Here is a 13,637-nt window from a genome sequence, read left to right on the forward strand (position 1 = left end):
GTCGTCAACATGACGGCCGCACAGCTCGACACGTGGCTCGACTCGGATGAATCCGAGGATGTCGGGCAGAAGGCTGAGGGCCAGGAATCGACTGGACATCGCAGCGGCCGGCGCATCGTCCGAATCCTGCATACAAAGCAAGGCGAGCTCACCGACACCGACTATGCCCATATGCGCAAAACCATTGGTTATATCGCGCGTCATTCCAAGCAGTGACCGTCCGGGGACATCTCGGAAACAGCATGGCGGTACTGCCTCATGAAGTGGGGACATGACCCCGAAGGCTGACGTTGTGAGTTGATGTAGGGACGGCGCCACCCGCCCGGGCCAAACTGCTGCGGCGCAAGCGGGAGCCGACATGGACGAAGCTCACGCTCACATGCCGGGAACCGCACATCAGTGGTTTACTGGAAGGCTCCGCAGGCCTACTGGTCGCCCGAAGGCAGTTTGTAATCGGTTCCAAATGTCAGGGAACGAGAGTCGACCTGGCTTAGGGCGACCTCGCAACATGCGACCGAGTGCCCGTTGGGGAGTTGCCGGGTGCAACGGGAAAGAGGGGCACATCTCGGTTTGGCCCGACAACGTACCCCTCCGTGCCGATGTTGTCGCAAGAGCTTCACGGGCAGGGGTGCAAGAAACACCGGCCGATGAAGACGCGTGAACGCCTTCAACTAGCGCGACAGTACGCGCCGCCGGTGACAGTGGCGCAACTTATGACCCTCAAGGGATGGGACTGTGGGCAACAAACCGCTAACCCGAAAGCAATTAATCTGACATAACGTACATTAGCGGTCATGTTGCGGTTGGGGTCACTCTTGCTGCGCCTCCCCATGATGCGAATTTCTACGTAGATCCGACCTTGCGACGACTGCTCGTGGTGCCACGGTGTCTGTGGACACGACTAAGACGCATGCGCTTTGGTGTAAAGGTGGTGGCTTGAAGGTGGTAGCTTGCGAATCACGCCATCAAGATTGAGGGTCATCATGACGGACGCGACGCACGTCGCCACAGCGCACACACGGATGATCAAACTCGACGTCCGTGAGATCGTCCGGCGTTTGAACGGCTCATTGGGTGGCACGCTCGTCGCGTCTCTTGCTGGGAGCAAAGACGCGAAGCTGCCCTACCGGTGGGCGAAGGCCGATGGCCCAGCACCGAAGAACGCGGCCATGCGCCGCCTGCAGTTCGCCTACGAGCAGTGGACGATGCTGGCTGAGGCTGAGGCTGAGGCTGAGGCTGAGGCTGAGGCTGAGGGTGAACATGTCGCCCGTGCATGGTTCATTGGCGCGAACCCCTGGCTGGAGTATGACACCCCGATCACCGCGATTCGCGAGGACCGCTTTGGAGACACCGGCAAGGCCACCCAGGCGGTCCTCGACGAATCCTTCTCCGGTTGACGATTCCTTGTACCGTCACCGGGCTGGAGCTCATCGAAGGCCTTGAGCCTGAAGCTACCGCATCTACGGTGCTAGCCCTTGATGGCTAGAGCTAGCTCATTCGCCGTTAGAGCACGGTGGTGCTGCCGTTACTTCCAGGCAGGGTGCCATCAGTATTCTGAATAGGTCACTCTTTGCACGGTGCGTAAGAACGGGTGTGGTGACTCGTGCCGGATCCATCCGACGCTATCCCAGAATCCACGTGATGTTTCGTCGTCGTTTAATGCCGTCAATCTGGGCGTGGGGTATGTAGCCCTAATCGCAACGAGGGTATCGCGACCAATTCCGCGTCCGCGGAGACTTAATGCCACCTCAAAAGCCAGAATATCAAGCTGGCCGTGGGGCATTTCGCCTAGAAGCGGGTTCGAGCGCTTTTCTGGGAAGAGGATGAACTTGCAGCGGGCAACTTCATCACCTGCCCGCTGTACCGAAAGCCAGTGTTCCACGGCGGCAGGTTCAACGTCGTCTCTCCACCAAGGCTTGACGAACTGACTAGACGACTGAAACGCGTACCAGGACCTGCCCTTCCGTCGAGGATGAACTTCGATGACTGACAGCGGTTCTGCATCCATGTTTCTAACCGTACTGTCCTAATGCGATCGAGGTCGGTGGCCCCAGCGACCGCGCGGGACGACTGATCTTCAAAGTGGTCGGCATGGTGGCCGATTAGAAACTTATTTTAACCACGCCTGCCCGCGGCGAGATATCGCCAAATCGCCAGCAGGCTTCCGGCTGATGCGTCCGAGCTCACGGCCTCATGTAAGAACCCCTCGTGGCCTGGCTGCCTGCCGGCCCTGCGATGCCCTGGACGTCACCAAGCTCGACCGCGTCGCCGGGGTATATTCTTCATGAGGTCACGAGCAATAGCGGGACACTCAAACTAAGCGGAGCGGTCCGCGACCACCCCATCACCCCTGTGGGCCAGGCTACTCTCTGCATTCTTGGCATCGAGTTGCAGTTTGGCTTCATCCGGGCCGGCACCAGGCAAGGGATACCCAGGCTCTCTGGCTGCTGACGATCCCGAGCGGCTTCTTCGGCATCCCCTTCGGCCTCGGGCAGACCGTGAGACCAGCCGTGGCAGGGTCGACACTCATGGTGTCGAGCCTGCTGTCCGTGGCGATCAGTTTCCTGCCGGGCGCCTCTTAACCTGTTGCGTCAGCTCAGCTTGGAGACGAACAGCACCAGCACCAGCACCAGCACGGCGACGAAAGCCAGCATGACGAGCAGCACCCACAAGCCGCTCCCATGCTCATGCGTGCAAAACTCGAGGCATGACTAATGGCTTGGTGGAAGAGTACTGGTCTGGTGTTGCCAGACAGCTACAAGTAGAAGCAACCGTCTTCAGCCGCCTGGTTCAACACAACGGCGAGATGGGCCGCTCCAACGAGCTAGCCCTCGCCAATTTGGTCACGAAGCTGCTGCCTTCCACCGTTGATGTCGGGACAGGAGTCATCTTCGACAGCATGGGAAATCGGTCTGCGCAAACCGATCTGATTATTTTTGACAGCGCGCGTCAGCCTCAGATGATGGCGCAGTCCACCCAACTACTTTTTCCCGTTGAAACGGTCTTGCTCGCCATTGAAGTCAAAACAACGGTGAATGGCGAAGCGGTCAAGGACGTTGGCGAGAAAGCCTCGTCAATTCGGCAACTGAGCTCCGACAGCGGGCCTGTACCCGTAGGCCTTTTCGGATATAAGGCAGGCGGCTCTGCTGCCACTCAGGCCGACGCGCTCAACGGCTTACCCGAAGCGACTCGGCCTGATTTCGCTTGTATCCTCAGCCCTGGTCTGGTCGGGGGGTTAAAGCCAGAGAGGCTTAACATGGGATTTGTCCCCCTCCACAAGACAGACGCGGATGGGAATCGACTTAGCCACGAATGGCAGCAGGCGCCCAGTGGTCACATCGGGAATGAAATAAGCATCCCAAACGGGACTTTTCCCATTTCTCGGACAACTGCGAACGGGCGAAGCAAGACCATCATGGAGCCGGGTAGGGCTCTCCTTCTCTTTTCACTGGTCATGCTGGAGCAGCTGATTGCTCGAACGGACGTGCAGACGTCTTGGCTCAAGAACTACGTCCCGCCCCTGGCGCAGGAGCTGCTCACGGCAAAGCCAGTACGGCCCTAACAAACTCTGCTGCCGTCATCGTGTCTAAGTTAGCTTTTGGAGCAGACGTACCCAAGCACTCTGTGGCGGGGCCGTCGGCCCAGTCGTCTGTCACGACAATCACGTGCTGGCCCTGCTCTTTTCGGTAGAGGCCTAGAGCAACCACAGCGACGTTCGCCTGTTCTTCGGAAGACTCCTCATCGCTCAGTCTGGGGCACAAATCCATGGCGACTCCCATGTGGTCCCACTGCTCGCTGGCGTCTCTGAAGTGCCCCTGAGCTGCCCGAACCCAGGTCGTGCCAGGCGAGTCTTGGGCGAAGTCGGAGCACTCCGCGATGACCCCCAGAGGGCAGATGACTAAGCCTGAAATTGCCAGGCTCGTTAGGGAACTGTAAAAATGATTTCTTTGTCCACCCGGCTGGCACAGGTCGTCAAACGCCAGGAGACTCGAAGAGTCGAGGATATAAATATCCATCAGCTGTTCTCGCGTGCGTGCTGAGCGAGCAGGCCCACATCTTTTCCGCTCGTGACCCTTAGTCTCTTACGGCTTTCTATTTCTGTTATCTGGTTGGACTGACGAAGATTCAGGACGGCCCTGGTATAGGTGCTACCGAACTCATCAAAGCGTTTCTCGTAGACCTTTTTGCCCCCCGGGGCGAAGCCCGTCTTGCCCTCATCCTCGCCGCTGTATCGGAACACTGCGTCGACCACAGCCTGCTCCGTCAGGCCCAAGCCGCGAAGTCGAAGGGCCACCGCCTGATAGCTCGTGCCGTACCGGTTAGAAATAAGCCTGATGTTGTCCAAGTCGTTCAGTCGGATAAACGACCACTTCTTTCTCTCGAAGTAGGCACGAACGCTCGGCTCTGGGAGAAGGAAATCGGCCGCGAACTGATCGCACCAGCGCTCGTCCGAACCCACCGGGTCGTGGCAGACAGCCGACACTCCCTTAGCTACGTGAGCCAGTTCGTGAAGGAGGGTGAAGCTGCGCAGGCTGGCGAGCTTGTAGTCAGAGTTGATGGCTATGAGGGGAGCTACGGGATCAGGCAAGGAAAAACCCCGACAATTGTCGGCACCCATGGGCGTCAATAAGACGCTAAGGCCGGCTGTTTCGAGACGAAGGCGCAGCTTTTTGAAAACCTGCGTCTTACTCGAGGCTGATATTTGCTCTGTGACATCCCAATTATGAAAAGCCCTAGCTTCCACCGCAAAGGTGGCGGCGCTCACGATATCTGCCGGAACGGGCAGTTGTGCCCTTTGCCCTCGTTCTTGTGCCCAGAAACGAACTAGCTTCTGGGCATGCTGGGCTTGCCTGACAACTCGAAGCTCCTGCTCAGGATTGGACGCCGTGCCGAGAACGGATGCTCTGTACTTGACGCCGGCCGGTGAAGAAGCCGGCGGCTCACTCCGGAAGAAGAACTGGGTTGACCTACCGAGCAGGGATGCCAATTTTTCGACGTCACCCTTGAATGGTCTCTTCGAGCCAGCGAGCCACTCGTTGACCAAGGAGGTTTCACGCCCAAGGGACGATGCGACTTGCTCTACGCCGATTCCCAAATCCCGCATAGCCCAGGTCAAGATCTCTGCATTGATAGGAAGCGTGGGCATGACAAGAAGGTACCCCCAGTCGTCCGACGGCTGACGTTGCCTCACTTGTGAGGTGGAACTTCTTCGTTGTGTTGCTTCACGGGGGACACTGTGCTTCGTAGCTCTAGATGCCGCGAACGGCTCTTCGATGACAAAGGGGGCGTCGTCAGGCCGCATGACTCCGCCAGGTCTTAGACGGATGCGACTGGTGTGGCCCGCAAGGGCCCCGAGGAGAACAGCTGGGTTTGCGGACGCGGCCGATGAAACGTTGTGGTGCTTGCCAAGCCAGTAGCGGGTAGAGCCAAGCTCGTCTTTGTATCGGGCGACCGCGGGTCCCGGAGGACCCCTGTTCTACGCGGACGGGTACGAGGTCGAGGACGTTTCCGGCCGACGCCTCGATAGCTGACTGTCACAGTCACATCGTCAGGGGTGGGTTCCCTGTCCACAGCTCATGGCTTGGCCCAGTCTCGCCAGCCCACCAGATGTTGGTGAGGTACTGCTGCGGGTTGAGGACCGGGATTGGCTTGCTGTAGCGATGGACGATGAACGGTGCGACTAGTCGGCTGTCGTCCTCGGGCACGTCGAGGGGAGGGTCGAAGGTGACCATGACGTCTCGGGCGGGGTGCTGCCTATGTTCGTGATCACGAGGTCCATGGTGACGTCGGACTCGGCCGCGGGTCAGAACTTGGCCGTCACCCGTGGCTGGCTCCTGGCTTTGCTTTCGCTAGCCGCGGAAACGAGGGCGAGCATTGCCACGATCGCTGCTACGACGGCGCCCACTGCGGTCCCCTAGTCGTTGATCCGCTCCCACCGGTCTCCGATCCAGTCGGCCATCTGCGCCCATGACACCGCGGCCTACTGCGCCTCGACGGGCACGACTAAAACAGCGGTGTGCCCAGCCTCGGTGAGTGTGTGCGTGCTCGTCTCGACACGGACTGAGGCGTCTACGGTCGTCACGATCCGTTCCAGCACCCCCAGGGGGGCACCGTCCAGCGCAGTCAAGGATCGACCAATGTGCCGGGCGGCAAGGCTCGTGAGCTTCGTTGTCCGCTCCCCACGAGATTTCTTGGTGTGGCTGAGAGTGGGAGAGCAGATTTGGCACGTGACGTAGGACGAGAGCGCTTCGACGTCATCCCTGCTCCAGAATTTAGGCATGCGGGGGCCACCGTCGCCATGGGCCAAGTCTTGGCGGAAGTTCTCGGGGTCTCCGTGCTGCCAGGGCGACCAGGCGCGATCGCGATCGACCTGCTCGTCGATTGGATAGCCGGCGAATCGAGAGTCCTCGACGAGGTTCTCGAGCGCGCCGAGCGCTTGGAGGCTAAACCCCGCTCGGCCTTGCGCGACGCTAAGAGACTGATCGCTACCGGGCTTGACCTATCTCTACGCGAAGCGCTGCAGCTGGAACAGCGCGCCTTCAAGCAGGCAGTTGGATGCCTCGGTCCGCGCTAGGAGGAACTGTGTGAAAGCCAGTCTTCGCGTACCCGCGAACAATTCATGCCCAGCGTCGGAGATTCGTATAGGAGGCCTGGAACTTTACAAGACCGCAAACCCAAACACAGACCGCACCATCTTGGTCGATCGCTTCGGCGGGCGTCGGACGGCTACCTCGGCGGCTACGGCTACGGCTACGGCTACGGCTACGGCGTCGGCCTTGGGACCGTGCCTGTCGAACCAGCTCATGCCCATGCGCCTCACGTCCTCATGACGGCCACCCGTCCGGCTCGGGATGCAGCCGGCCCGTCAGCGCCGATAGCTCGCGCTCGTGCTGCACCATCCACGCGATCACGCTGTTGAGGCTGCTCTCCCGCCGCAACCAGGGGCGGCCGCCGGCATGGTCTCGGCCACCCTCGCCCGCTAAACTTCCCCGCGATGCGCATTGCCTACCCGAGGACACGAACGGAGTTGGGTTTGTCCTTCGAGGCCGTCGCCGAACGTTCGGGCGTGTCTACTCGATCCGTGCAACGACTCGAGAACGGAGAAAGGGAGGGGCACCTCTCGACGTGGTTCCGTCTCGCCGGTGCCGTCGATCTGCACCTCGATTCGCTCGTGTCGTATCTGTACGAGGTCGATGCCTCGTCCAGTGACGATTAGCTACTCACGACCCGAAGGCCCGATGCGCGGGAGGCCGCCGAGAGCATCGGCGTCCTGAGCCCCCGCTGCGCTCGTGACCTCTTCTGACAACGTACGGTTGATCAGCCACATCTCTTGAACAACCTCGGCCAGGACCTTGATCTCATCGAGAAGCCTGGTCCTCTCTTGTCTTAACTGACTTAGCTCGGCGTGCGGGCTTAGTTCTTCAGCTGTCGCGCTTTCTAATTGGCGACTCCCTCGATGGGACGCCTCCGCGTATGCCTCCTTGAAGACCTCGTCCCTGCCGTAGGTTGCCCTGCTGAGGCCGACTTCAGCGGCGAGGGCTATTTTGGGCGGAAGCCGGGTAGCAGGGTCGTCTCGACGACGATGGACGTAAGACTCAAGGACCGACATGAGGGCCTCATGATTCTCAGGCTTGACCACCTAAGCTCCATCAGCAAGTCGGCGTGCTCGACTCTGCTGCAGTCGGAGAACCGCCCGCTGATCGTCGCTTTGGCCCTTGACGGTCAGGAGCAGCGCGGTTCGATCAGCGGTGCCGGCCCAAGCCTGGCGGTGAGCGACGCTCAATGAGGCATTGGTGCACTCCTCCGGTCTGCAGAGAGCGAGAATGGGCTTGTCTCGCTTGTTCTCTGGCTGACCTCTCAGGCATACCGCAATCTCCGGACGGAAAGAACAGTCCGCTAGCGGCCCTGGGAATAGCAGACGTGCTGAGTCGCGTAGTAGAGCCCGGACGACATCGTCACGAGCTATCGTCGGACCCTCGATCTCAAGCGCGGCAGCGGCCGCCCTTTTATCTGCCAATGACGCGATCTTGTCAAGCTGTCGATCCATTGCTGGTCCACCTCGACCAGTCGATGTCTCTCCCAAATCGACACGTCGCCGGAAGCGGTCGAGGAGATCTTCTTCCCGTTTTAGGAACTCCTCGTTCGCGATCTCTGTAGGGACTCCCGAGTCAGGTGTTCCTGCATAGCCAAGACTCGTGGCGATGCGCAGGTGGCGGTATTGAAGTTGCAGACCGATCATGCCGAAGGGCTGATTCGCTATGTGCCACGCCATCGTTTTTCGAAACTGCCGGGTTTGCAGGTGCCACGGCCCGTCATCCCAATCAGGGATGGGCTTCCGTCCTCCCGGAGTAAAGCGGTTTACGTGCGTGACGAATTCGTTTAGGGCGTCGTTTATGCCAATGATCGGCTCGTCCAAACGCGTCGCGCCCCTGCCCATGGGCGACCAACCGAAGAGTAGGTCACCGTCGTGCAGGTGCTCCAACACCGCGATGGCGCGAGCAACTGGTTCAATCACGACCCAGTCGGCTGCTGCCCCCTCTTCATCCTCGTTCTTGAACGCCGTGGAGCTGATGACTAAGCGCTCAGCGCCAGTTCCCGACCGATGCCTCCGGACGGCGTCACGCCGAATTGATCGGACTTCACTGTCACGCATTCCCGACAGGTACGCCGTGACGATGTAGCAGGCCGTCATTAGATGCTTTTGCAGAGGGAGCATGTCAGAGGGAGCTAAACCCTCCGCCCACGGTAATCCAGTCGCAGGGTCGACCGAGGGTTGAGTCTCAAGGCCTCCCGGCTCAAGGGGCATCTCGTTGATGGCGCGTTCCAAGCGCTCTTTCAACCGCATTCGCTTGTGAAAAGAGCCAGTCGGCAGCCCGGCCATGGTGATGATGAGGTTTAGGTTGACTGAGCTGAGTGGCCCTCCAGTTCGGTGTTCCGGCTCACTGGGGGAGCGTGACCTGTTTGAAGCCGCGGGGAGGCCGCGTCCGCGGGCTTGGCGCCACGAGAGCCATTCCTCGAAATTGGCCAAGGAAGAACCTTTGCGTGAGCGAGTGTCCTTTAAAGCGGCCCATTCAGCAGCGCCTTTGGCGATGTCGTGGGATGCGACGTCCACGTACAGCATGGCTTGCTGTAGGAGTGGTCCCAATATTTCTCTTGGAATTCTCTTGGTTGTTGGATCACGGGGCCGACTGCGGGCCACCAGCGCGCCCATGACTTCCCTCCCGCTTTGCCCTGGCCATGGGCTGGGCCATTCGTCGGGACGCCACTGCGTTTTACTTTGGCCGAGCAAGCGAACTATGTCCAGCTTCCAGGCCTGGGTCGAGATCAACACCCCGCGTGATTCTCGGGTCACTTTGCAGTGCTTAGCCAAAGCTACTGCATACGCGACGACATCTTCTTGGGTGAAGATCTGCAGGGACGTATGGCCTCGACCTTGAAGGTGTTCGAAGAAGAGGCGTACGCGGCGGAATTCCTGATGGACGCCCGCCGGCCTGAGGGACGTCAGTAGTCCGTTCCGGGATGTGCGGGGCTGGTTCAGTTTCTCGTGTATGAACGCCTTCGCGGCTACGCGAAGGGCACCCTCGGGAATGGTGTTGAAGTCAGCGATGCATTGAGTGGGTTGCACGTTGGACCGCTGTACGTACGCTCTCAGGTTCCATATGTCGTCGCCGACACGTGGAGGGTTCTGTGGTTCAGGCCCCGTGACGCGAGATCTGATAACAGGATCGGCATCAGACAAGGCCGAATGGGACAGCATGTGGAAACTGCTCGTCTTTTCAACCGCGGTCATCACGTCAGCTCGCTTCCAGTTGCTCCTGTTGGTGGCAGGTAGATCGCCGCCTGCCCGGCGTTCGTTATCTGTCTCGCTGCGGCGACTTCTCGCTTGGAGAAGCGCGGGAAGATCTTTTCTTCGGCCACCGCAACGGCCAAACCGAAAATTGGGGACCAATCGCGATACGGCAGCACGCCTGCTTGCTCGCGTGCAGTGTCGACGAAGCGATGGATGTTCGGCAGATGGTCTCGGGTCACTACGGCATTTGGGCAGGTCAGGCATTGTCCATTCATCGCCGTGCAGTCTTCGCCTGGCACCCCGAACGGGGAGTTCTCAAAATCTGCACAGTCGTTCGTCCAGAGCATTTTGCGCGTGCCCCGTCGTGGTGTGCCCACCGAGTGGTCTGATGGATCACCGGTGAGGACCGTCGGCTCTCGAATCGCGTCTTCGTAGCCTGCCGTGAGCCCGAGGTAAATTGCCTCGTCGTGGAGGGGCAGGTTTGAAGGCAGGTCAGCGTAGAACTTGGCAGCGGTCTGTACGTTGTGATTGACAGTGAAGTCATCCATGTCGCCAGCCACGGTGCGGTATGAAGCCCGCTTGGCGGTTTTTCGTAGCCGACGGGTGTCGAAGGCAAATATCGGTATCCCCGATCGTTCTGTGGCCCTCAGCACGAGCTTCGCGCCTGCGTCGTACTTGGTTGGTCCAGTGCTGCCAAATCGAGGAACTCGAACTAATCCGTCGCTCGAGGAGGGCCTCTGCGTAGGAGATGGCCCCTTGGGGGAGTAGACGATCCACAAATAATCAACTGGGAGATGCTTATGGGCTGCCTCTGTGCGTTTCAAAACCTCCCGTAGGAGCCACCCAGCAGACATGTGCCCGTTGTCGTCGACCTGCAATCGCTTCACCTCGGAACCGGGGGAGCGGTTCTTCACGTATTCGACCGTGACCTTCCCGCCAGCTCGATTGCTCAAGCAGTCTCTCCTCAGCCCGGAAATGCATTCTGGCTCCAGGCCAGTGCGAAGCGCGATCAAGACAAAAAAGGGAATTAGCTGCGTCAGCGTGCTGTAAATCACGGACTGCAATTGCTGCAGCGAATGGCCCGCCCCGCGGAGTAACTTTTTGTCCATGTTTGACAGGTCTTCCACCCGTTGCGGGTAGGTCTGGCAACGATCGAACAGTTCGCGACAACGGTCTGAGATGTCTTGACTGCTCGAACGAAGGAGAGCATTGATTTCTTCTTCGCATTGCACTTCCATTGCATGCGCCTGCTCATCGGAGTAGGCATCGCTGACGCCACCGGGTCGCTTGATGAGAGGCCCCTCGAGCAATGACCCGGTGGCCGTTTCAAACAGCTGAACTTGTCGCAGGTCGACGGGCGCTAGAGGCTCGTCAAGCTTGAGAAGGTTTTTAATCTTGTCAAAGTAGAGGCGTTGAGCTGCGGCTTGGTCGCCTGTCGTGGAGGCTGCTGCAAGGGCTTGTCCACGCCTGAAGGTGTCTGCCGGAAGCATGTTAAGTTCCGTATCCGGGTCAACGTTGAGCTGATCCTGGCTGATCGCCCTGAGCAGGTTTGCGATGGCCCGACCGTAGACATAAACCGATGAATGACTCAGGCTCTTCTGCTGCTGAAGTGTGTGGAGGCGGCGCAGGAGAGCGCGGCCGGCTGCCGTCCGCATTGCTCGGGGCGCGAATTCCGGTTGGTAGACAAAGCCAGCGTTCTCGAAGCTCGTCAGGTCGGACGGCTCTCTAGCCCCATGCGCTCTCGCGGTTGGTGTAATTCGCCTTCTCGTTCGGTGCGGAATAAGGCGCGCCATCACCTCGAAGCCTCCTGGCCGAGGGTGCTCTGCCAGCGTCTTAAGGCGCTGTCTGTAACTTCGGTCGCTTGCGCAACGTAAGGAAGGTAGTTCTCAATGGTTGTCGCGTAGTTTGCGTGGCCCAGTAGCAGGCGTAAGCGATTAATTGGGTCGAGGGTTAGTTTGGCCAAGCGTGACGAGTGCATTGTTGCTCCGCGCTCAACAAGCGATTTTACCTCGTCCAGCGTCCCCTCTAAGAGCAAAGACAACGTGTTCACGGCGAACGTAGCCCGAAGTGTTCTAGCCGAGATTGATACCGCCAAGCCTTTTTCCCGGCACCTCTGGTTTGCACGCCAAATCGAGGATTCCCATGCGGCCACCTGGAGAGGCAGCCCGTTCGGCTGTACGAATAGAAGGGGCGACGACAGGCCTCCGTTTGCCGAACGCAGAAGGGAGGACAGGCGCTCCTTAGCTGAGAAGAGTGTCCAATTTTCCAGGGCGAGAATTTGGTAGCGGTCAATCACATGTGCCGGCTGCTCCTCCAGCCCTCGGGCGGTAGCTAGATCACGCGTGTCCAAAAGAGCCCTGATGTCCCGGATGGCGGCGTAGTAGAGGGGCACGTTCCTTTCAACGGCTCCCTTCGTGATGCTCGTGGGAAGAGTGAGGTCGGCCTTCTCGTATTTGTCCACGGTCCCTGGATGACGAGTGAACCCCTGGGCATTCTCGATCTCTTTGGCCAACAGGCTGGCGGCCTCGGTCTTGCGCATGCCTGTTCGTAAGAGGAGGTCGCTGTATGCCTGCACGCGACTCGGGTACTTAGGCTCCCGTCCGTCTGTCTCAAGTCCAAGAACGCCTACGTCGATCCAGTCGTCGTACTCGGCTAGGGTCACGAACCGAGTACGAGACCTCCTGCTGGATTTCGTCTTCAGAATCGCCTCGCCAGAAGGGGCCAGCGGATTCTGAGCTATCCGCCCCGCCAAAACGAGATAGTCGAAGAATCGCTTGAGGCTGCTGTGCTGGCGTGCCCAAGTCCGTGGACTTATGCGTGATGCCGGATGGTCGAGTCGTGCGTTTTTGTAGATCTTCAGATCTCGCCACGTAATCCGAGGGATCTCGACAGGAGGATCGAGGGCTTCGCACCAGTCGAGGAACATGTAGATGTCTGTCGCGATCGCCTTCCAGCTGTTCTCAGAGCTGGTTGCTCCTGCGGTGGACGTTCCCTCCCACGTGATGCCGTCAGGAAGTCCGCGCAGAAAGAGGTTGAGGTCAGAGTTGTAGGTGCCGTCCCCATTGATGGCGAAAGGCATCCCGTCGATCGCTTGCCTCGTATCCCGACGGCCTAGGTAGGAAGCTAGGTCATCAAGCTCGAGCACACTTCGGCACTCTCGTGTGTTGAGAAGCTGCGTCGCGAGGCCGGCCGGAGTCAGCCGTGCTCTGGGGTGTCTTAGTTGCATGCCCAGCCTCCGCCTCAGTAGATCATCGAACCTAACGGTCTCGGATATTGTTGCGCAACATGTAAAAACTGCTATACTAAGAGGTCGCACCGCTCTCGGAAGTGGGAGAGGCGCCTCACGACTACATAACGAAGAGAGCGGCCGCTACCGCGAGCTGAACCCGGTCTTCTACGTCCCCTCCGCGCAGCGCAACCTGCAGCAGGTCGGCAAGCCCGGCGCCTACGACTTCCTGCCCGGCACCCCCGAGCAGAGCGAGCTCGTGCGCGCCGAGACCGAGCGCACCTCGCGCGAGGCGTACGCCTCGTACAAGCGCATGCTCGACGCCGGGGTCGCCCGCGAGGTCGCCCGCATCGTCCTGCCGCTGAACATCTACTCGTCGATGTACGTCACGGTCAACGCGCGGTCGCTGATGAACTTCCTCAGCCTGCGGACCAAGCGCGAGGGCACGCACTTCCCGTCGTTCCCTCAGCGCGAGATCGAGATGTGCGCCGAGAAGATGGAAGACATCTGGGCGGAGCTCATGCCGCTCACGTACGCCGCGTTCGGCACGAACGGTCGCGTCGCGCCCTGAGCGCCGAGAGGCGGGGACGGCGCTCCGGCCCGTCCCCGCCTCGCCGCCGA

General features: G+C 59.8%; 13 protein-coding genes and 1 pseudogene. 5 read left to right on the top strand and 9 right to left on the bottom strand.

What is annotated here, in order from left to right; translation table 11 throughout:
- Positions 1-9: 9 nt before the first annotated feature.
- Positions 10-216, top strand: a complete 207-nt coding sequence (locus ACZ6JE_RS02610) for a DUF3140 domain-containing protein (protein WP_464318139.1) — start codon at positions 10-12, stop codon at positions 214-216.
- A 767-nt stretch (positions 217-983) separates the two neighbouring features.
- The gene (locus ACZ6JE_RS02615) at positions 984-1,397 is read left to right on the top strand and encodes a hypothetical protein (RefSeq protein ID WP_464318140.1); all 414 of its coding nucleotides are present in this window, start codon (positions 984-986) and stop codon (positions 1,395-1,397) included.
- A 149-nt stretch (positions 1,398-1,546) separates the two neighbouring features.
- On the opposite strand, the gene ACZ6JE_RS02620 is transcribed toward ACZ6JE_RS02615, so the two are convergent.
- Complete coding sequence (locus ACZ6JE_RS02620) at positions 1,547-2,008, bottom strand: hypothetical protein (protein ID WP_464318141.1); 462 nt, start codon at positions 2,006-2,008, stop codon at positions 1,547-1,549.
- Positions 2,009-2,707: 699 nt separating this feature from the next.
- On the opposite strand from ACZ6JE_RS02620, the gene ACZ6JE_RS02625 reads away from it, so the two are divergent.
- Positions 2,708-3,562: a DUF6602 domain-containing protein gene (locus ACZ6JE_RS02625; protein ID WP_464318142.1), complete on the top strand. Its 855-nt coding sequence runs from the start codon at positions 2,708-2,710 to the stop codon at positions 3,560-3,562.
- Here the strand turns inward: ACZ6JE_RS02625 and ACZ6JE_RS02630 are convergent.
- From ACZ6JE_RS02630 to ACZ6JE_RS02645, 4 genes and pseudogenes are all read right to left on the bottom strand, one after another.
- Entirely contained in the window at positions 3,537-4,016 is a 480-nt protein-coding gene (locus ACZ6JE_RS02630) for a hypothetical protein (protein WP_464318143.1), read from the bottom strand. The two genes, ACZ6JE_RS02625 and ACZ6JE_RS02630, sit on opposite strands and share 26 nt — an antisense overlap.
- Positions 4,016-5,146, bottom strand: coding sequence for an ImmA/IrrE family metallo-endopeptidase (locus ACZ6JE_RS02635; protein WP_464318144.1), 1,131 nt, complete (start codon positions 5,144-5,146; stop codon positions 4,016-4,018). Before ACZ6JE_RS02635 ends, ACZ6JE_RS02630 begins: the two co-directional genes overlap by 1 nt.
- Before the next feature lie 126 nt (positions 5,147-5,272).
- Positions 5,273-5,443, bottom strand: a pseudogene (locus tag ACZ6JE_RS02640) (LLM class flavin-dependent oxidoreductase); the annotation flags it as partial.
- A gap of 97 nt (positions 5,444-5,540) precedes the next feature.
- A complete protein-coding gene (locus ACZ6JE_RS02645) occupies positions 5,541-5,732 on the bottom strand; it encodes a hypothetical protein (protein WP_464318145.1) in 192 nt (63 codons plus the stop codon).
- A 1,262-nt stretch (positions 5,733-6,994) separates the two neighbouring features.
- Between ACZ6JE_RS02645 and ACZ6JE_RS02650 the strand changes: the two genes are divergently transcribed.
- Positions 6,995-7,216: a helix-turn-helix transcriptional regulator gene (locus ACZ6JE_RS02650; RefSeq protein ID WP_464318146.1), complete on the top strand. Its 222-nt coding sequence runs from the start codon at positions 6,995-6,997 to the stop codon at positions 7,214-7,216.
- Here the strand turns inward: ACZ6JE_RS02650 and ACZ6JE_RS02655 are convergent, their stop codons facing one another.
- Genes ACZ6JE_RS02655 through ACZ6JE_RS02670 form a run of 4 tightly spaced genes read right to left on the bottom strand, consistent with a single transcriptional unit; the run spans position 7,217 to position 12,935 of the window.
- Positions 7,217-7,639 (bottom strand): hypothetical protein, encoded by a 423-nt coding sequence (locus tag ACZ6JE_RS02655; RefSeq protein WP_464318147.1) that lies wholly within the window; start codon positions 7,637-7,639, stop codon positions 7,217-7,219.
- Positions 7,640-9,793, bottom strand: coding sequence for a site-specific integrase (locus ACZ6JE_RS02660; RefSeq protein ID WP_464318148.1), 2,154 nt, complete (start codon positions 9,791-9,793; stop codon positions 7,640-7,642).
- Positions 9,790-11,586, bottom strand: a complete 1,797-nt coding sequence (locus ACZ6JE_RS02665; protein WP_464318149.1) for a hypothetical protein — start codon at positions 11,584-11,586, stop codon at positions 9,790-9,792. Before ACZ6JE_RS02665 ends, ACZ6JE_RS02660 begins: the two co-directional genes overlap by 4 nt.
- Positions 11,583-12,935 (bottom strand): tyrosine-type recombinase/integrase, encoded by a 1,353-nt coding sequence (locus ACZ6JE_RS02670; RefSeq protein ID WP_464318150.1) that lies wholly within the window; start codon positions 12,933-12,935, stop codon positions 11,583-11,585. Before ACZ6JE_RS02670 ends, ACZ6JE_RS02665 begins: the two co-directional genes overlap by 4 nt.
- A 79-nt stretch (positions 12,936-13,014) precedes the next feature.
- Here ACZ6JE_RS02670 and thyX point away from each other — a divergent pair, with 79 nt between their 5' ends.
- Positions 13,015-13,587: an FAD-dependent thymidylate synthase gene (gene thyX, locus ACZ6JE_RS02675; protein WP_464318151.1), complete on the top strand. Its 573-nt coding sequence runs from the start codon at positions 13,015-13,017 to the stop codon at positions 13,585-13,587.
- The last annotated feature ends 50 nt before the right edge of the window (positions 13,588-13,637 follow it).

The organism is Frigoribacterium sp. AC759 (assembly GCF_979256015.1).